This is a genomic window from Curtobacterium sp. BNK-1 (genome assembly GCF_048685235.1).
Classification (GTDB): Bacteria; Pseudomonadota; Gammaproteobacteria; order Enterobacterales; family Enterobacteriaceae; genus Pantoea; species Pantoea agglomerans.
In genome coordinates this window covers 363,521-381,937 of sequence record NZ_JBLQTJ010000001.1, presented here as the reverse complement: position 1 = coordinate 381,937, position 18,417 = coordinate 363,521, and the positions used below count along the sequence as shown (strand labels likewise).

14 protein-coding genes are annotated in these 18,417 nt (G+C 60.5%); 11 read left to right on the top strand and 3 right to left on the bottom strand.

Translation table 11 applies throughout. The features are described from left to right. The first annotated feature begins 252 nt into the window (after nucleotides 1–252). The 8 genes from atzF to urtE all read left to right on the top strand — a co-directional run bounded on the left by atzF (nucleotide 253) and on the right by urtE (nucleotide 11,896). Nucleotides 253–2,049, top strand: coding sequence for an allophanate hydrolase (gene atzF / locus ACMGGP_RS01695; RefSeq protein ID WP_498798084.1), 1,797 nt, complete (start codon nucleotides 253–255; stop codon nucleotides 2,047–2,049). A 2-nt stretch (nucleotides 2,050–2,051) separates the two neighbouring features. Next, nucleotides 2,052–5,669: an urea carboxylase gene (uca, locus tag ACMGGP_RS01690; protein ID WP_498798083.1), complete on the top strand. Its 3,618-nt coding sequence runs from the start codon at nucleotides 2,052–2,054 to the stop codon at nucleotides 5,667–5,669. Between the two features lie 9 nt (nucleotides 5,670–5,678). Continuing rightward, nucleotides 5,679–6,380 carry a GntR family transcriptional regulator gene (locus tag ACMGGP_RS01685; protein ID WP_498798082.1) on the top strand — a complete coding sequence of 234 codons (702 nt, stop codon included), beginning with the start codon at nucleotides 5,679–5,681 and terminating at the stop codon, nucleotides 6,378–6,380. 25 nt (nucleotides 6,381–6,405) lie between these two features. Continuing rightward, a complete protein-coding gene (gene urtA, locus ACMGGP_RS01680; protein WP_498798081.1) occupies nucleotides 6,406–7,677 on the top strand; it encodes an urea ABC transporter substrate-binding protein in 1,272 nt (423 codons plus the stop codon). Nucleotides 7,678–7,769: 92 nt separating this feature from the next. Continuing rightward, nucleotides 7,770–9,335 (top strand): urea ABC transporter permease subunit UrtB, encoded by a 1,566-nt coding sequence (gene urtB, locus ACMGGP_RS01675; protein ID WP_187492006.1) that lies wholly within the window; start codon nucleotides 7,770–7,772, stop codon nucleotides 9,333–9,335. Beyond that, nucleotides 9,335–10,408 carry an urea ABC transporter permease subunit UrtC gene (gene urtC / locus ACMGGP_RS01670; RefSeq protein WP_033769609.1) on the top strand — a complete coding sequence of 358 codons (1,074 nt, stop codon included), beginning with the start codon at nucleotides 9,335–9,337 and terminating at the stop codon, nucleotides 10,406–10,408. The genes urtB and urtC overlap by 1 nt, the downstream gene beginning before the upstream one ends. Then, nucleotides 10,405–11,196, top strand: coding sequence for an urea ABC transporter ATP-binding protein UrtD (gene urtD / locus ACMGGP_RS01665; protein ID WP_010671705.1), 792 nt, complete (start codon nucleotides 10,405–10,407; stop codon nucleotides 11,194–11,196). Before urtC ends, urtD begins: the two co-directional genes overlap by 4 nt. A 1-nt stretch (nucleotide 11,197) precedes the next feature. Further along, on the top strand, nucleotides 11,198–11,896 hold the full coding sequence (gene urtE / locus ACMGGP_RS01660) for an urea ABC transporter ATP-binding subunit UrtE (RefSeq protein ID WP_010253632.1): 699 nt from the start codon (nucleotides 11,198–11,200) through the stop codon (nucleotides 11,894–11,896). A 7-nt stretch (nucleotides 11,897–11,903) separates the two neighbouring features. On the opposite strand, the gene ACMGGP_RS01655 is transcribed toward urtE, so the two are convergent. The 3 genes from ACMGGP_RS01655 to rbsK are packed head-to-tail and all read right to left on the bottom strand — an operon-like array spanning nucleotide 11,904 to nucleotide 15,166. Then, nucleotides 11,904–12,917 carry an aldose 1-epimerase family protein gene (locus ACMGGP_RS01655; RefSeq protein ID WP_022625376.1) on the bottom strand — a complete coding sequence of 338 codons (1,014 nt, stop codon included), beginning with the start codon at nucleotides 12,915–12,917 and terminating at the stop codon, nucleotides 11,904–11,906. Continuing rightward, nucleotides 12,914–14,239, bottom strand: coding sequence for an L-fucose:H+ symporter permease (gene fucP, locus ACMGGP_RS01650; protein WP_061901777.1), 1,326 nt, complete (start codon nucleotides 14,237–14,239; stop codon nucleotides 12,914–12,916). The genes ACMGGP_RS01655 and fucP overlap by 4 nt, the downstream gene beginning before the upstream one ends. 9 nt (nucleotides 14,240–14,248) lie before the next feature. Continuing rightward, the gene (gene rbsK, locus ACMGGP_RS01645) at nucleotides 14,249–15,166 is read right to left on the bottom strand and encodes a ribokinase (RefSeq protein ID WP_498798080.1); all 918 of its coding nucleotides are present in this window, start codon (nucleotides 15,164–15,166) and stop codon (nucleotides 14,249–14,251) included. A gap of 386 nt (nucleotides 15,167–15,552) precedes the next feature. Between rbsK and deoR the strand changes: the two genes are divergently transcribed. The 3 genes from deoR to ACMGGP_RS01630 all read left to right on the top strand — a co-directional run bounded on the left by deoR (nucleotide 15,553) and on the right by ACMGGP_RS01630 (nucleotide 18,411). Continuing rightward, a complete protein-coding gene (deoR, locus tag ACMGGP_RS01640; RefSeq protein WP_022625373.1) occupies nucleotides 15,553–16,323 on the top strand; it encodes a DNA-binding transcriptional repressor DeoR in 771 nt (256 codons plus the stop codon). Between the two features lie 191 nt (nucleotides 16,324–16,514). Then, a complete protein-coding gene (ettA, locus tag ACMGGP_RS01635) occupies nucleotides 16,515–18,182 on the top strand; it encodes an energy-dependent translational throttle protein EttA (RefSeq protein ID WP_010253620.1) in 1,668 nt (555 codons plus the stop codon). 64 nt (nucleotides 18,183–18,246) lie between these two features. After that, the gene (locus ACMGGP_RS01630; RefSeq protein ID WP_022625372.1) at nucleotides 18,247–18,411 is read left to right on the top strand and encodes a YhfG family protein; all 165 of its coding nucleotides are present in this window, start codon (nucleotides 18,247–18,249) and stop codon (nucleotides 18,409–18,411) included. Nucleotides 18,412–18,417 lie beyond the last annotated feature (6 nt).

Sequence of the window (18,417 nt, the reverse complement as noted above, 5' to 3'; positions counted from 1 at the left end):
CTGGGGCCGGCGAGTTGCCAGACAGTCTTCATGCTAACCAGGCCACCGGACTCTTGCCATGTTCTTCACAAAATTTACGCACACGAAAGGTAAACGCACCGTCATCGCTCAGCGTGCGCGCCGTAATTGTGCAAATTATCATCAGAAAATCTTATCACTGCACGCATTAAACTGTTGAATCATTGCGTTAAAAAAGTGGCACAGCCTTTGCTCTGTTGAATTCCATCTTGTATACCAGCTGGAATTCTTCGTATGACTTCAACCTTTGGCCTGACGCTTCACGCCTGGCAGCAGCGCTATCAGCAGGCGCCGCAACAGATTACTTCGCTGCTGAGCGCCCACCTGGCGGCTCTCGACACGCACGATAATGCCTGGATCTATCTGGCGACACCGGAGCAGTTAGCGGCTCAGATTGAGCCACTGCTGGCGCACTATCAGCGCGATCCCGGATCGCTGCCGCTGTTTGGTGTTCCCTTCGCCGTCAAAGACAACATTGATGTGGCGGGCTGGCCGACCAGCGCCGCCTGCCCCGCCTTTACCTATACCGCCAGCGAAGACGCGGTAGCGGTCGCCCGCCTGAAAGCCGCCGGCGCGATAGTCATCGGCAAAACCAACCTCGATCAGTTCGCTACCGGCCTGGTGGGCACCCGCTCCCCGTTTGGCGCGGTCAGTAACACCTTTGATGCCGATTACGTCAGTGGCGGCTCCAGCTCCGGCTCCGCGTCGGTGCTGGCGCGCGGGCTGGTCGCCTTTTCACTGGGCACCGATACTGCGGGATCGGGCCGCGTTCCGGCGGGCTTTAACAATATTGTCGGACTGAAGCCGACCAAGGGCTGGTTCTCTGCACGCGGCGTGGTGCCCGCCTGCCGCCTCAACGACACGATTTCCGTGTTTGCGTTGACGGCAGAAGATGCCTTTAGCGTCGCCAGCGTCATGGGTGGCTATGATGCCGGTGACGCCTATTCGCGCATTAATCCGCGCACCGCCCCGGCCAGCCTGCCCGTCCATCCCCATTTTGCGGTACCTTTGAACCCGGAGTTTTTTGATGATGCCGCCGCCGAAGCCGCCTGGGACCAGGCGCTGGAGGCATTGCAGGCGGGTGGCGTGACGCTGCACCCTATCGACTTCACCCCGTTCCGGAAGCTGGCTGAACAGCTCTACTACGGTGCCTGGGTCGCCGAACGCACGGCGGCGGTGGGCGGGATGCTTGATCGCCCGGCGGAGATGGATCCGGTGGTACACGAGATTATCGCCAGTGGCCTGAAATACAGCGCAGTCGATGCCTATAAGGCGGAGTATCTGCGGGCCGAACTGACGCGCCAGATTCAGCAGACGCTGGCACAGTTTGACGCGCTGGTGGTGCCGACCTCGCCCACGATTCATACCCTGGAGGAGATGAAGCAGGAGCCGATTCACTTCAACTCGCAGTTTGGCACCTATACCAACTTTACCAACCTTGCCGACCTCACCGCGCTGGCGCTGCCCGCACCGTTTCGCAATGACGATCTCCCGGCAGGCATCACGCTGATTGCGCCCGCCTGGCACGATCGGGCGCTGGCTGAGTTTGGCATTCGCTGGCAGCAGCAGCTTGCTCTGCCGCTGGGCGCGACCGGCCAGCCCTGCCCTGCCTGGCGCACCAGCCTGCCCGCCTCCGCCGACCATGTCCGGCTGGCGGTAGTGGGCGCGCATCTCACCGGAATGCCGCTTAATTTCCAGCTCACCGATCGCCATGCCGTCTGGGTGGAAGAGACGAAGACCGCGCCACACTATCGCCTGTTTGCCCTGCTGGAGGGCGCGATCAAAAAACCCGGCCTGATGCGTGACGAACAGGGCGCCGCTATCACCGTGGAGCTGTGGGATATCCCGCTGGCGCGCTTTGGTGAGTTTGTGGCCGAGATTCCCGCACCGCTGGGCATCGGCAGCCTGACGCTGGCGGATGGGCGGGTGGTGAAAGGCTTTATCTGCGAAGGCGCGGCGCTGAACAACGCGCTGGAGATTACTGAGACGGGCGGCTGGCGCAACTGGCTGGCATCACAGGGGAGTCACTGATCATGTTCACCACCGTACTGATTGCCAACCGCGGCGAAATCGCCTGCCGCGCCATTCGGACGCTGAAGCGCCTTGGCGTCAAAAGTGTCGCGGTCTATTCAGATGCTGACCGCAACGCGCAGCACGTTAAGCAGGCGGATATCGCTATCGCGCTGGGCGGCGATAAAGCCAGCGACAGCTATCTGCGCATCGACAAAATTCTGGCGGCGGCTCAGCAGAGCGGCGCCCAGGCTATCTGGCCGGGCTACGGTTTTCTTTCAGAAAGCCAGCCGTTTGCCGAAGCCTGTGAAGCGGCAGGGATCGCCTTTGTTGGCCCCACCGCGCAGCAGATTGGTGAGTTCGGCCTTAAGCACCGTGCCCGTGAGCTGGCAGCCAGTGCGGGTGTACCAATGACGCCCGGCACACCGCTGCTTGCGTCGCTGGAGGAGGCGATGCAGGCGGCCGATAAGATCGGCTATCCGGTGATGCTGAAAAGCACGGCGGGCGGCGGCGGCATTGGCCTGACGCGCTGCGCCGACGCCGGAGCGCTCGCCAGCGCCTGGGAGAGCGTACGCCGTCTTGGCGAGCAGTTCTTCAGTGATGCGGGCGTGTTTCTGGAGCGCTGCATCGATCGCGCCCGCCACGTAGAAGTGCAGATTTTTGGTGACGGTAACGGCACTGTGGTCGCGCTGGGTGAACGCGACTGCTCACTGCAGCGCCGCAATCAAAAGGTGGTGGAAGAGACGCCCGCGCCCGGTCTGTCTCCGGCGACGCGTGACGCCCTGCTCGCCTCGGCGGTGCGGCTCGGCGAGCGGGTGAACTACCGCAGCGCAGGCACCGTGGAGTATATCTACGACGTCGACCAGCAGGCCTTTTACTTTCTGGAAGTGAACACCCGCCTGCAGGTGGAGCATCCGGTCACTGAGTGCGTCACCGGACTCGATCTGGTGGAGTGCATGTTGCAGGTGGCGGCGGGCGATGCGGTTGACTGGTCACGTCTGCAGCAGGCGCCGCAGGGCGCCGCCATTGAAGTGCGGCTCTATGCGGAAGATCCACTCAAGAACTTTCAGCCCAGCCCCGGCCTGCTAACCGGCGTAACTTTCCCTGACGGCGTGCGGGTCGACAGCGGCATCGAAACCGGCAGCGAGGTCTCCAGCTTCTACGATCCGATGATCGCCAAACTGATCGTGCATGCCGACACCCGCGATGCGGCGCTGGAAAAACTTCGCCATGCGCTGGATGCCACTCAACTGCACGGCATCGCCACCAACCTCGACTATCTGCGCCAGATTACCGCCAGCGACGCGTTTCGCAGCGGCAACGTCTGGACGCGCTACCTCGACAGCGTGGTGCCTGCCTCCTCCGTGGTGGAAGTGCTGCAACCTGGTACCTTCAGTTCGGTTCAGGACTATCCAGGCCGCCTCGGCTACTGGGATATCGGCGTGCCGCCTTCCGGCCCGATGGATGACTTCGCTTTCCGGCTGGCTAACCGCATCGTCGGTAATCATGACGCGGCGGCGGGGCTGGAATTTACCCTGCAGGGGCCGACGCTGCGTTTCCACTGTGATGCCATCGTGGCGCTGACCGGTGCTGACTGCGACGCCACGCTGGAGGGCGAACCGGTCAGCACCTGGCAGCCGCTGGCGGTGAAAGCGGGAGAGACTCTGGCGCTGGGACGCGCCCGGACGGGCTGCCGCAGCTATCTGGCCGTACGTAACGGCTTCGACGTGCCGGAGTATCTGGGCAGCCGCAGCACCTTTTCGCTGGGCCAGTTTGGCGGTCACGCCGGACGCACCCTGCGGGTTGCCGATATGCTGGCGATCTCCCAGCCTGATCGGGCAGCCTGCACCACGCCTGCCCCGGTCAGCGATCCGCAGCCGCTCGATGCGGCGCTGATTCCGCACTACGGCAGCGAGTGGCGCATCGGCGTGCTCTACGGCCCGCACGGCGCACCGGACTTCTTCACCCAGGCCGCCATCGATGCGTTCTTCGCCAGTGACTGGCAGGTGCACTACAACTCCAACCGCCTCGGCGTGCGGCTGGTCGGCCCGAAACCGACCTGGACCCGCGCCAACGGCGGTGAAGCGGGCCTGCATCCCTCCAACGTTCACGACTGTGAATATGCCATTGGCGCGGTCAATTTCACCGGCGACTTCCCGGTGATCCTGACGCACGACGGCCCAAGCCTCGGCGGCTTTGTCTGTCCGGTGACTATCGCCAAAGCCGAGCTGTGGAAAGTGGGCCAGGTTAAACCTGGCGACACCATCCGCTTCCACCCCATCACCGCAGACGATGCGCTGGCGCGGGAAAAAGCGCAGATGCATCTGATTGAGACATTGCGCCCTGAGCATCCGCCCACGTTTGCCGTGCCGTCACTGGCCGAAACCGCCCACGGCTCCGCCACGATTCTGGCCGCTCTGGAGGCCACGACCAGCACGCCGAAAGTGGTCTATCGCCAGGCGGGCGACAAATATGTGCTGATTGAGTATGGCGACAATGTACTGGATCTGGCGCTGCGTCTGCGTGTCCATCTGCTGATGAATGCGCTGACGGCGCAGGCGGAGCCTGGCGTAGAGGAGCTGTCGCCTGGCGTGCGTTCGCTGCAGGTGCGCTACGACAGCCGCATCATTCACCAGTCCGGGCTGATGTCGCTGCTGCTGGCGCTGGAAGCGACGCTGGGCGACGTCAGCACGCTGAAAGTGCCCTCCCGCGTGGTGTGGATGCCGATGGCATTTGAAGACAGCGCCACGCTGGGCGCCGTCAGCCGCTATCAGGAGACGGTGCGCGCCAGCGCCCCCTGGCTGCCCAACAACGTGGACTTTATCCAGCGGATTAACGGCTTAAGCAGCCGCGATGAGGTGCGCGATACCCTGTTCAACGCCAGCTATCTGGTGCTGGGGCTGGGCGACGTCTACCTTGGCGCGCCCTGTGCCGTTCCGATCGATCCACGCCATCGCCTGCTGAGTTCCAAATACAGTCCGGCGCGCACCTTCACCGCCGAAGGTACCGTAGGGATCGGCGGCATGTACATGTGCATCTACGGCATGGATTCGCCCGGCGGCTATCAGCTGGTGGGCCGCACGCTGCCCATCTGGAATACCTTCCTGAAAAATCCGCAGTTCGCTACCGATGCGCCGTGGCTGCTGCGCTTCTTCGATCAGGTGTGCTTCTATCCGGTGAGTGAAACCGAACTGACCCAGCTGCGCGAAGATTTCCGCGAAGGCCGCGCCAGCCTGCGTATTGAAGAGACGCAGTTTGATTTTGCCGCCCACCAGCAGTTCCTCGCCGACCACGCCGCTGAAATTGCAGCGTTCCGCCAGCGCCAGGCCGCCGCTTTTGAACAGGAAGTGCAGCTATGGGCGCAGGAGGTGCAGAACGCGTCGCCGGAGGATGAAACGCTCACCAGCGTCAGCGAAGAGGAGGAGAGCGGGCTGGCGGTGCAGGCAGATCTCAATGGCAACATCTGGAAAGTGCTGGTGCAGTCGGGCGACGAGGTCAGCGCCGGGCAGACGCTGATTATCGTGGAGGCGATGAAGATGGAGCTGGCGATTGTCGCCCCGCAGGCCGGTCGTGTGACGCGGATTGCCTGCCAGGCGGGCCGTCCGGTCAGTCCTGGCGATAACCTGCTGTGGCTGGAATAAGGAGCGGTAATGACAACGCAACCCCACTCCCCTAAAGCCCGCCCGGAAGCGCTGGCGGAACGGGTTTATCAGGCGCTGAAGGCCGATATCTTCGCCTTTCGCCTGATGCCCGGCGATCGCTTCAGCGAAAGCGAAATCGCCGGACGGATGGCGGTCAGCCGCACCCCGGTCCGTCAGGCGCTGTTCCGGCTGGAACGCGAAGGCTTTGTCGACGTCTGGTTTCGCAGCGGCTGGCAGATTAAGAACTTCGATTTCGCCTGGTTCGAATCGCTGTATGACCTGCGCACCGTGCTGGAGTGCGAGGCGGTCAAACGCCTCTGCGCCCTGCCCGCGCCGCAGTGTGCCGCGCTGTTAAACGAACTGAACCAGTTCTGGTGCGAGGCGGGGGCGCTTACAGAGGGCCTGGTGGTGTCGCAGCATGACGAAGCGTTTCACATGACGCTGGTGGCGGCAGCGGGTAACCCGGAGATGGCACGCATTCACGCCGAACTCACCGAGAAGATCCGCATTATCCGTCGGCTCGACTTCACTCGCGACGATCGCATCTGTGCCACTTATCAGGAACATGCACAGATTTTACAGGCAATTTTTCAGCAGCAGACCGCCGGGGCGCAACGCATCCTGACCGATCACATCGCCGTGAGTAAGGCGGAGGTCAGAAAGATCACGCTGCACCGCCTTCAGCAGGCCCGGCTCCAGCTCACCGAATAACACAACAACTACTCAGGGGTTTCAGATGATGAAAAGACGTTCGTTGATCAAGGCTTTCGCCCTCTCCGCCACCGTTGTCAGCATGGGGTTCGCCTGGAGTGTGCAGGCGGCTGACACCATCAAAGTGGGGATCATGCATTCGCTCTCCGGCACCATGGCGATTTCAGAAACGCCGCTGAAGGATGTGGCGCTGATGACCATCGATGAGATCAACGCCAAAGGGGGCGTGCTGGGGAAAAAGCTGGAGCCGGTGGTGGTCGATCCCGCCTCTAACTGGCCGCTATTTGCCGAGAAGGCGCGGCAGCTGCTGACTCAGGATAAGGCGGCGGTGGTGTTTGGCTGCTGGACCTCGGTGTCGCGCAAATCGGTGCTGCCGGTGTTTGAAGAGCTGAACGGCCTGCTGTTCTATCCGGTGCAGTATGAAGGGGAAGAGATGTCACCCAACGTCTTCTACACCGGCGCTGCGCCTAACCAGCAGGCGATTCCGGCCGTGGAGTATCTGATGAGCGAAGATGGCGGCAGCGCGAAACGCTTCTTCCTGCTTGGCACCGACTATGTCTATCCGCGTACTACCAACAAGATCCTGCGCGCCTTCCTGCACAGCAAAGGCGTGGCGGATAAAGATATCGAAGAGGTCTACACGCCGTTTGGTTACAGCGACTACCAGACCATTGTCTCCAACATCAAAAAGTTTGCGGCTGGCGGCAAAACGGCGGTGGTGTCGACCATCAACGGCGACTCCAACGTGCCGTTCTACAAAGAGCTGGCGAACCAGGGGATTAAAGCCACTGACATTCCGGTGGTCGCCTTCTCGGTGGGCGAAGAGGAGCTGCGCGGCATCGACACCAAACCGCTGGTGGGTCAGTTAGCCGCCTGGAACTATTTCGAGTCTATCGATAATCCGACCAACGCGAAGTTTGTCGCCGACTACCGCGCATATGCCAAAGCACATAACCTGCCGAACGCCGCCACCGTCGTCACCAACGACCCGATGGAAGCGACCTATGTTGGCATTCATATGTGGGCGCAGGCGGTGGAAAAAGCGGGCACCACGGATGTGGACAAAGTGCGGGCGGCGATGGCCGGTCAGACCTTTAAAGCGCCGGATGGCTTTACCCTGACCATGGATCAGACCAACCATCATCTGCATAAACCGGTCATGATTGGTGAAGTGGAAGAGAACGGCCAGTTCAGCGTGGTGTGGCAGACCGATCAGCCGGTACGTGCGCAGCCGTGGAGCCCGTACATTGCCGGTAACGACAAAAAACCCGATCACCCGGTGAAAACCGCGCAGTAATCGCGGGTTGCTGATAGATACGCAGCGTCACCCGCTGTGAAGCGGCAGCACGGCACCCCGCCGTGCTGCTCTCCCCTGACGAGGCTCCTTTTATGAATCTATGTCGCTGCTTTTTCAGTCTGCTGCTGCTGCTGCCGCTGTTGGCCAGTGCCGGACCGGCGGCTGACTTTGCCGCCGCCAGCCGCAGTCAGCAGGCCACGCTGCTGCAACAGTGGGCCGCCGCACCGGACAGCCATCGTCTGCCGCTGCTGGAAGCACTGCATGCCGAAACGGTGGTCATCGACCAGAATAAACAGCCGTTCAGCCAGCAGGGATCCACGCTGCAGCCGCTGGATGCGGTGGCGCAGCCCACGGGCAACCTGAAAAAGCTGTTTATGAACAATCGTCTGCGCGTGCTGGTTAACAACGCGCTGGCCGCCCACCAGCTGGTGAGCACTGATACGGCCCTGCGTCTGCGTGCAGCGCAGCAGCTGCAAAGTGAGGGCGTTGCCGACCAGCTGCCGCTGCTGGAGCAGCGTTTTGCCGCCGAGCAGGACAGCCGGGTTCATGCCGCACTGGCACTGGCGCTGGCGAATCTGCAACTGGCGGATGGCGAGCCGATGGTGCGCCTGCGGGCGGTGAAACTGCTGGGTGAGTCCAGCGATCCCAATACGCAAGCCAGCCTGCAACGCCTGACCCAGCCCGCGAATGAGCCGGACGCCACGGTACGGGCCGCCGCGGCGGAAAGTCTGCAACAGATTCAGAAACGGCTGATGTGGGGCGATCTGCTGGGGCAGGCCTTCAGCGGCCTGTCGCTGGGTTCCATCCTGCTGCTGGCCGCGCTGGGTCTGGCGATCACCTATGGCCTGCTCGGGGTGATCAACATGGCGCACGGTGAAATGCTGATGCTCGGTGCTTACGCCACCTGGTGGGTACAGAGCCTGTTTCAGCAGTTTGCGCCGCACTATTTAGCCTGGTATCCGCTGCTGGCGCTGCCGGTCGCCTTTCTGGTCACCGCCGCCATCGGCATGGCGCTGGAACGCACAGTGATCCGCCATCTCTATGGCCGTCCGCTGGAGACGCTGCTCGCCACCTGGGGGATCAGCCTGATGCTGATCCAGCTGGTGCGGGTGCTGTTCGGGGCGCAAAACCTGGAGGTGGCGAATCCGGCGTGGCTTTCGGGTGGCTTGCAGTTGCTGCCCAATCTGGTGCTGCCGTGGAACCGCATCGCGGTGATCCTGTTTGTGGTGTTTGTGCTGGCGCTCACCTGGCTGCTGCTGAACCGGACCCGCCTTGGCATGAACGTGCGCGCCGTAACCCAGAACCGCGCCATGGCGGATTGCTGCGGCGTGCCGACCGGTCGCGTCGATATGCTGGCGTTTGGACTCGGCTCGGGCATTGCCGGGCTGGGTGGCGTGGCGCTGTCGCAGCTCGGTAACGTCGGACCGGAGCTGGGCCAGGGCTACATTATCGACTCGTTCCTGGTGGTGGTGCTGGGTGGCGTCGGTCAGCTGGCGGGCACCGTGGTTGCCGCGTTCAGCCTGGGCATTCTCAACAAAGTGCTGGAGCCGCAGATTGGCGCCGTGCTGGGCAAGATCCTGATTCTGGTGATTATCGTGCTGTTTATTCAGAAACGTCCGCAGGGGCTGTTTGCGGTAAAAGGAAGGGTGACTGACTGATGACGCAACCCATAACGCTTCGCGTGGCGCGCACCGCGCCGCGCCTGACCATCAGCATTGGCCTGGCGATTACCGTAGCGCTCCTGGTGATGCCGTTTCTGGCGCTGCTGCCCGCCACGCATCCGCTGGCGATCTCCACCTATACCCTGACGCTGGTCGGCAAAATCCTCTGCTACGCGGTGGTCGCGGTGGCGCTGGATCTGGTGTGGGGCTACGCCGGACTGCTGTCGCTGGGCCACGGCCTCTTTTTCGCCCTGGGTGGATATGCCATGGGCATGTACCTGATGCGCCAGGCCGCAGGCGAGGGTTTACCCGCCTTTATGTCCTTTCTCTCCTGGCGGGAACTGCCCTGGTTCTGGACCGGCACCGACTATTTCGTCTGGGCGCTCTGCCTGAGCATGCTGGTGCCGGGCCTGCTGGCGCTGATTTTTGGCTTTTTTGCCTTTCGCTCGAAGATCAAAGGCGTCTACTTCTCCATCATGACCCAGGCGCTGACCTACGCCGGGATGCTGCTGTTCTTCCGTAACGAAACCGGTTTTGGCGGCAACAATGGCTTTACCGGCTTTACCACCCTGCTCGGCTTTTCGGTGACGGCAACCCCCACCCGTATCGGGCTGTTTATCGCCACGGTGCTGCTGCTGCTGCTGAGCCTGGCGATCGGCTTCGCCCTGGCGCGCAGCAAATTTGGCCGGGTGCTGACTGCGGTTCGGGATGCGGAGAACCGCCTGATGTTCTGTGGTTACGACCCGCGCGGTTTCAAGCTTTTTGTCTGGACGCTCTCCGCCGTGCTATGCGGCCTGGCCGGGGCGCTCTATGTGCCGCAGGTCGGCATTATCAATCCGGGTGAGATGTCACCGGCCAATTCGATTGAAGCGGCGATCTGGGTGGCGCTGGGCGGACGCGGCACGCTGATAGGCCCGCTGCTGGGTGCCGCGATTGTTAACGGCGCGCGCAGCTTCTTCACCGTCGCCTTCCCCGAATACTGGCTCTTTTTCCTGGGGCTGATGTTTATCCTGGTCACGCTGTTTCTGCCGCACGGCGTGATTGGCCTGCTGCGCCGGAGGAAAAAATGAGTGATGCCCTGTTTACCCAAACTCAACTGGCGGATCGCCATCGGGTGCAGCGCGATCCGGTGCTGCAACTGGAGAAGATCAGCGTGTCGTTTGAAGGCTTCCGGGCGCTGACCGATCTTTCGCTGCAGATCGGCGTCGGGGAACTGCGCTGCGTGATCGGCCCCAACGGTGCGGGCAAAACCACGCTGATGGATGTGATCACCGGCAAAACCCGGCCCGACGCTGGCCGGGTGATCTACGACCAGGACAGCGATCTGACCCGTCTCTCGCCGGTGGAGATCGCCCGCGCCGGGATCGGCCGCAAGTTCCAGAAGCCCACGGTGTTTGAGGCGTTAACCGTGTTCGAAAATCTGGAGATCGCGCTTAAAGCCGATAAATCGGTCTGGGCCAGCCTGCGCGCCCGCCTCAGCGGCGAACAGCGTGACCGCATTGATGAGGTGCTGAAACTGCTGCGGCTGGGCGGCGAACGCCAGCGTCGCGCGGGCCTGCTGTCGCATGGCCAGAAGCAGTTTCTGGAGATCGGCATGCTGCTGGTGCAGGAGCCGCATCTGCTGCTGCTGGATGAACCGGCCGCGGGTATGACCGATGCCGAAACGGACTACACCGCCGAGCTGTTCCGCAGCCTGGCGGGCAAGCATTCGCTGATGGTGGTGGAGCATGACATGGGCTTTGTCGAAACCATTGCCGACCACGTGACAGTGCTGCATCAGGGTCAGGTGCTGGCCGAGGGTTCGCTGCGCGACGTGCAGGCCAACGAGCAGGTTATCGACGTTTATCTGGGGCGCTGAAATGTTACAGGTTACTGAACTGAATCAATATTATGGCGGCAGTCATATTCTGCGCGGCCTGTCTTTTGAGGTAAAGATTGGCGAAATTACCTGTCTGCTGGGGCGCAATGGCGTGGGGAAGACCACGCTGCTGAAATGCCTGATGGGGCTGATCCCGGCGAAGTCGGGCGAGATTCACTGGCAGCAGCAGCGCATGAATGGCCGCAAGCCGCACCAGCGGGTACAGGCTGGCATCGCCTGGGTGCCCCAGGGGCGGGAAATCTTTCCGCGTCTGACGGTGGAAGAGAATCTGCTGATGGGGCTGTCACGCTTTCCGGCTGCGCAGGCGCGTGAAGTGCCGGAGGAGATCTACCAGCTCTTTCCGGTGCTGCTGGCGATGAAGTCACGCCGGGGCGGCGACCTCTCTGGCGGTCAGCAGCAGCAGCTGGCGATTGGCCGGGCGCTGGCCTGTCGGCCCCAGCTGCTGATCCTTGATGAGCCGACCGAAGGGATCCAGCCTTCGGTGATCAAAGAGATCGGCGCGGTGATCCGCCAGCTGGCGCAACGGGGAGATATGGCGATCCTGCTGGTGGAGCAGTTTTATGACTTCGCGGCGGAGCTGGCGGACAGCTATCTGGTGATGTCGCGCGGAGAAATTGTGCAGCGTGGCCGCGGCGACACCATGGAAGCAGAGGGTGTGCGCGGCCTGGTGGCAATTTAAACCCGGCTCAGAGTAAGCCGGTCTCGACAGAAAAGTGGCGCTGTTCACCGTGCGCCAGGGTGATCAGCGTGCCAGCCTGCTGCGCGGCAAGAAAGCCCTCTGGCCGGCAGGTGGCGGGCAGGATATAGGCCGCCACCTGCTGATCGTGGTTGTGCAGCAGCCAGCGAGTGGCGTGCGGGAACTGCGCGGTGGAGAAGCGCGTCATCAGCGCATAGCCCTGCGGCGCATGCAACTCAAACTGCACCTCATCGCCATACTGCGGCAGATCGTCCGCGAAGAAGACGATCTCCGGATCGCAAAGCTGCGGCTGATCGAGCTGCTGTAACGCCTGCGGATCGCGTGCCAGCCGATCGGTGTAATCCCGCCAGGCGGGCGTCGGTCGCAGATGCGCCGGGATCGAGCGACGCAACTGGAATGCCTGTTCGGGGATCGACTGCCGGAAGCGGCCCTGATCGATCCACGCACTGTTGAGGTGACACATATACTGCAGCGGCATCGGCGCGCCAGCCAGATTAGTGACTGTCATTTCAATCGTCAGCCGGGGCTGATCGGCCGGAATGCGGACGGCGGGTGCGGCCAGGTAGTGATGGCCGAAGCCTTTGACATATTCACACTCCCCTTCCAGCGACAGCGTCTGATCCTCCAGCACCAGCCAGGCGCTGTCCATGCGGGCGCAGGCCATCTCACCGTGCAGCGGATGATCGTCCTCTGGTGAGGGACAGCCGTTGGCCAGCAGTCCCGAATGAAACGCGAAACAGCCATAGGTGTCGATGATCGAATTTGCGGGCAGTGGCTGCTTAAAGCTGTGGCCCATGGTCAGGTTATGATCGTCGAACTCTGCGTCCCAGATCATCTGCCCGAGAAACGGCAGCACGGTCACGCTGCCGCGTCGGTTATGAATGCGCACCGCCTCAATGCCCGCCGGATAACGAAACAGCTCAACCCGGAAATCATCGCTCTCCAGCAGCACCCAGGGTGTGGTGTGAAACTGTTCACGCGCTAAGGGTAAACGGGTTTTCATGGTAACTCCTCCGCCAGACGACCGGTCGCAACCGGCTGTTTTTTATGGCGCAGTTCGCCATAGAAGTAGAATCCGACCCAGGCGAAACAGAGCAGCGAGACGCCAAATGCCAGCTGCATTGAACCCAGTGAGTCCGAAACCAGGCCCTGCAGCGCGGGGACAAAGGCCGCACCGACAATCGCCATCACGATAAACGCGCCCGCGACTTCGGTGTATTTGTTATCGACCGTCGCCAGCGTTCCCGCGTAGATCGTCGCCCAGCAGGGACCAAACAGCACGCTGACAAAGACGGCAGCGTAGACGGCGGTAAAGTTCGGCACCAGCATCACATAAGCCAGCGTCAGCACGCCCAGCACCGAATAGGCAATCAGCACCTTCTCGGCGCGGAAACGGGTCATCAGGAAGTTCGCCACGAACTTGCCGATAAAGAAGCAGATGAAGCTGTAGATCATAAAGTTCGAGGCGTGACGTTCATTAGTCGCCCCCAGCGTTAGCGCCAGACGAATGGTAAACGACCAGACGGCCACCTGCATGCCGACATAGAGGAACTGAGTCACAATTCCGCGTTTAAAGTGTCGGTTGCCAGCCAGATAGCGGAAGGTCTCGCCCAGCGAAGGGCGCGACCTCTCGCTGCTTTCGGGTTTACAGCGCGGATAGCGGGTGAACATAAACAGCAGCATCACCACCACCAGCACCATCACCAGATATTTGTAGGGCTCCAGCGTGTGTTCCAGCATCGTCAGGCGGAACGCATGTGCCTGCTCTGCCGTCATGGTCGCCATCTGACTCTCCAGGCTGTCGCCCTCCTGGAACACCAGATATTTGCCCAGCACGATCCCCATCAGCGCCCCGATCGGATAGAAGGTCTGGCTGACGTTGAGGCGCAGCGTGGCGTGATCACGATGGCCAATCATCGAGCTGAAGGTGTTGGCGGCGGTTTCCAGGAAACTCAGGCCGATGGCGATGGCAAATATCGCTGCCAGGAACATGGTGTAGGTCGCCATGTGCGAGGCGGGATAGAAGGCGATACAGCCGGCGATGTAGAGCGCCAGGCCGATCATGATCGCCATCTTGTAACTGGTCTTGCGGATCACCAGCGACGCGGGGATCGCAATCAGAAAATAGCCGCCATAAAAGGCACTCTGCACCAGCGCACTGGCAAAGTCGCTCAGGGCAAATACGCTTTTAAACTGGGTGATCAGGATATCGTTAAGACTCGCCGCACAGCCCCAGAGCGGAAAGAGGCACGACAGCAGGATGAACTGGAACAGCGGCGTTTTATTCAGATAACCATCAGATTGCTGAACAATTTTCTGTTGCATGGCAGAACCTCAGTTACGGTTGAGAAAACGCTGGAAACTCTCTGCGTCGGGATAGGCGCGCTGGGTGCCGCGCCCGGTGACGCTGCAGGCGGCATAGGCAGACGCCTGGGTCATGGCGGCGGCCACATCGCCGGTTTCCACCAGCAGATACGCAAAGCAGCCGATAAAGGCATCGCCCGCGCCGCTGGTGTCGACCGCCTGAACCGGTGTGGCATCCACGCGATGGATCTCGTCGCCGCTCATCCAGACCGATCCCCGGCTGCCCAGGGTGATGATCAGATTTTTAAGGCCGCGTTTCAGCAGCGACTGTCCGGCGAGGATCACCTCTTCATCGCTGCTGACCGGCAGACCGGTGAGGATCTCCAGCTCGGTTTCGTTGGGCATAAAGAAGTCGCATTTGCAGGCGTAATCAATATCAAGCGTGGCTACGGCCGGCGCCGGATTAAGGATCACTGTGATCTGATGCTGGCGGGCAAAATCGATGGCGTAATAGACCGTCTCCAGCGGGATCTCCAGCTGCAGGATGATCAGCTGGCAGGCTTTCAGCGCCTCTCCCGCGTCGTCGATATCGGCCGGTTTCAGCTGCTGGTTAGCACCTTTGATAATCAGAATGCGGTTCTGCGACTGGTCATCGACAAAAATCGGTGCCACGCCGCTGGAGGTGCCTGGTGCGGTGGTGACGAAGCGCGTGTCCACGCCCTGCTGTTGAAGATTTGCAACGGTGTTCGGAGCAAAGAGATCGTCACCGACCTTGCTGACCATCATCACGTTGCCGCCCATTTTTGCCGCCGCGACCGCCTGGTTGGCCCCTTTACCGCCGCAGCCAATGGCAAAGTCGGGCGCTTCAAGGGTTTCGCCCGCTTTTGGCAGGCTGTTGGTATAGGTAATCAGATCGACCATGTTTGAGCCGATGACCGCAATTGTCATGACCTTTTCTCCCGGATGTTTTTTAAACTTAGAATGTTATTAAAGTAACAATAACAATTCTTAAAGGTTAAATATGTGACAAAAACCACATCCTGACACGGTGGTGATGGGCGAACAACGGCATGCAATGGGATTTTCAGTGTTATTATTATAACAATCTAACATCATTGAACGCGGATGGTGAAAGCCACAACCGCCCGCGGTGATGTGCCGATATCACCACGCGCTGACAGCACGGCGGAGGTTTGCGGCCCTCACGGAATGCGGGTAAGATTGACTGCCAGCCTGGCGGATGAGACGCAACTCATTCAAATCTGTGAGGTTTGTAGCGTATTGACGTCGATCCCGGCGTCTTTCCTCCGCACTGCAGGATAGGGAACAGAGAGATGACCATGGAAACCCGGCGCGATGAACGCATTCACAAGCTGACGCAGGCGCTGAAACGCACCGACAAACTGCATCTGAAAGATGCGGCCCAGCTGCTTGGCGTCTCAGAGATGACGGTTCGCCGCGATTTAACCGAGCCGGGCTCCAGCGTGGTCCTGCTGGGCGGCTATATCGTCAGCGATCCGAAAAGTCATGCCAGCCACTATTTTGTCAGCGATCAGCATGGCCAGAATGCCGCCAGAAAGCAGCGACTGGCACAGGCGGCCGCCAGCCTGATCAACGAGAACGATACGGTCTTTTTTGACTGCGGCACCACCCTGCCCTACATCGTGGATGCGATTCCTGACACTCTGTCGTTTACCGCCATCTGCTGCGCCATGAATACCTTTCTGACCCTGAAAGAGAAACCGGCCTGTAACGTGATTCTCAGCGGCGGTGAATTTCATGCCGACAACGCGCTGTTTACGCCGATTGGCGTGCATACCATCCTTGACGATCTCTGCCCGACGCTGGCCTTTATCTCTGCGGCGGGCATCGACAAAGATCAGGGCGCGACCTGCTACAACACCAATGAGCTGATGATGAAGCATCACGCCATGCTGCGCGCCCGAAAGTCGGTGCTGGTGGCTGACAGCAGTAAATATGGCAAGGTGCTGCCTGCCCGCATCGCCGAGCTGCAGCGCTTTGATCTGCTGGTGAGTGACAGCGCGCCCGATCAGGCGTTGCAAAACTGGCTGGCCCAGCAGGCGATCCCGCTGCGCCTGCCCTGACGCCTCTTTCTGACATCCTCTCCTGACCCTGTCAGCGATTGAGCGTGGAAATCAGTCAGTTATGCCTGGCATCGCCTGGCATCGGCTCCGCCACGCTAATATTCGCCGCCCCCCGGCTGGGATTAAACGGTGAAAAAGGCTAAACTTCGACATCATTCAAACGACCAACAGACCCAGAGGCTCAAACCAACGTGGCTCAATTCGTCTATAGCATGCATCGCGTCGGCAAAGTGGTTCCGCCGAAGCGACATATCCTGAAAAACATCTCGCTCAGCTTCTTCCCTGGCGCAAAAATTGGCGTACTCGGCCTGAACGGCGCGGGTAAATCTACCCTGCTGCGCATCATGGCCGGCATCGATAAAGATATCGAAGGAGAAGCGCGTCCGCAGCCAGGCCTCAAGATTGGCTACCTGCCGCAGGAACCGCAGCTTAACCTTGAACACACCGTGCGTGAGTCGGTAGAAGAAGCGCTGTCAGAAGTCGTTGGCGCACTGAAGCGTCTCGACGAAGTCTATGCGCTCTATGCTGAAGAAGGTGCAGACTTCGACAAACTGGCCGCGGAACAGGGCCGTCTGGAAGAGATCATCCAGGCTCACGATGGTCACAACCTGAATACCCAGCTGGAACGTGCTGCCGATGCGCTGCGCCTGCCTGACTGGGATGCGAAAATCGCCACCCTTTCCGGTGGTGAACGTCGTCGCGTCGCCCTCTGCCGCCTGCTGCTGGAAAAACCAGACATGCTGCTGCTGGACGAACCGACGAACCACCTGGACGCCGAATCTGTCGCCTGGCTGGAGCGCTTCCTGCACGACTTCGAAGGCACCGTCGTCGCGATTACGCATGACCGTTACTTCCTGGATAACGTTGCAGGCTGGATTCTGGAACTTGACCGCGGCGAAGGGATTCCGTGGGAAGGTAACTACTCCTCCTGGCTGGAGCAGAAAGATGCGCGTCTGGCGCAGGAAGCCTCCTCTGAAGCCGCTCGTCGCAAGTCGATTGAGAAAGAGCTGGAGTGGGTGCGCAAAGGGCCAAAAGGCCAGCAGTCTAAAGGCAAAGCCCGTCTGGCACGCTTTGAAGAGCTGAACAACACCGACTATCAGAAACGTAACGAAACCAACGAACTGTTCATTCCGCCAGGTGCCCGTCTGGGTGACAAAGTGCTGGAAGTCAGCAATCTGCGTAAGTCTTATGGCGACCGTGTGCTGATTGACGATCTCTCGTTCTCGGTACCGAAAGGTGCGATTGTCGGGATTATCGGTCCGAACGGCGCGGGTAAATCAACGCTGTTCCGCATGATGTCTGGTCAGGAACAACCTGATTCCGGTGAGATTGTACTGGGTGAAACCGTCAAGCTGGCCTCTGTGGATCAGTTCCGCGACAGCATGGATAACGCCAAAACCGTGTGGGAAGAGGTTTCCGGCGGTCAGGACATCATGCGCATCGGTAACACCGAGATGCCAAGCCGCGCCTATGTCGGCCGCTTTAACTTTAAAGGCGTCGATCAGGGCAAACGCGTAGGCGAACTGTCTGGTGGTGAGCGTGGTCGTCTGCACCTCGCTAAGCTGCTGCAGGTTGGCGGCAACATGCTGCTGCTCGATGAACCAACCAACGACCTGGACATTGAAACCCTGCGCGCGCTGGAAAACGCCCTGCTGGAGTTCCCGGGTTGTGCCATGGTGATCTCGCATGACCGCTGGTTCCTGGACCGTATCGCCACGCACATCCTGGATTATCAGGATGAGGGCAACATCGAATTCTTCGAAGGTAACTTTACCGAATATGAAGAGTACAAGAAGCGTACTCTCGGCGCCGAAGCGCTGGAGCCGAAGCGCATCAAGTACAAGCGTATGACGAAGTAACGATGTCAGGGGGAGGCTCAGGCCTCCTCCTGCTTCACCAGTGACGTTTTAAGGGCTGAACGCAATGAAGAAAAAAGCTGAGCGGCCAGTGGCTAAAAAAGCTGAAGCGATTTATGAAGCCACTAAAGTCGCAAACTTTGCCGCAAGTTCCCTGCTGGAGGGGATACGTATTTCAGCAGATACTGAATTATCGACCCTGGAACAGGTTCGACGCCGCTATAAGCAGTAACAGGAA